Origin of the sequence: Marinimicrobium sp. UBA4509 (assembly GCF_002388575.1) — a bacterium.
Taxonomy (GTDB): Bacteria; Pseudomonadota; Gammaproteobacteria; order Pseudomonadales; family Cellvibrionaceae; genus Marinimicrobium; species Marinimicrobium koreense.
Genome location: NZ_DGMV01000053.1, coordinates 1 through 567, shown reverse-complemented (window position 1 = coordinate 567; position 567 = coordinate 1). Strand labels below are relative to the sequence as shown.

The 567-nt window shown below is 52.4% G+C and carries 2 rRNA genes; both read right to left on the bottom strand.

The window, feature by feature from the left end:
• Window positions 1–9: 9 nt before the first annotated feature.
• Window positions 10–125: ribosomal RNA gene (rrf, locus tag B3520_RS10120) — 5S ribosomal RNA — on the bottom strand.
• Window positions 126–272: 147 nt separating this feature from the next.
• Window positions 273–567, bottom strand: a 23S ribosomal RNA gene (locus tag B3520_RS10115); the annotation flags it as partial.

Sequence of the window (567 nt, the reverse complement as noted above, 5' to 3'; positions counted from 1 at the left end):
AATTTAAGAGCTTGACGATGACCTACTCTCACATGGGGAAACCCCACACTACCATCGGCGCTAAGTCGTTTCACTTCTGAGTTCGGAATGGGATCAGGTGGTTCCAACTCGCTATGATCGTCAAGCAAACTGGTTTGAGTCCGGGTTGGTCTTATCTCTTAGTCGAGTGCCGCCATTCTCAAATAGGGTGGTGATACAGTAAGTTGCACAGTGCTTTGTCGATTGCGTCTCTGCACAGAAGTCCGGCTGTCGTATTCAGTCGTCTCTGTTATATGGTCAAGCCTCACGGGCAATTAGTACTGGTTAGCTCAACGCCTCGCAGCGCTTCCACACCCAGCCTATCAACGTGGTAGTCTTCCACGGCCCTTTAGGGAGCTCGAAGCTCCAGGGAGAACTTATCTTGAAGGAGGCTTCCCGCTTAGATGCTTTCAGCGGTTATCCCGTCCGAACGTAGCTACCGGGCAATGCGATTGGCATCACAACCCGAACACCAGAGGTTCGTCCACTCCGGTCCTCTCGTACTAGGAGCAGCTCTTCTCAATTCTCCAACGCCCACGGCAGATAGGG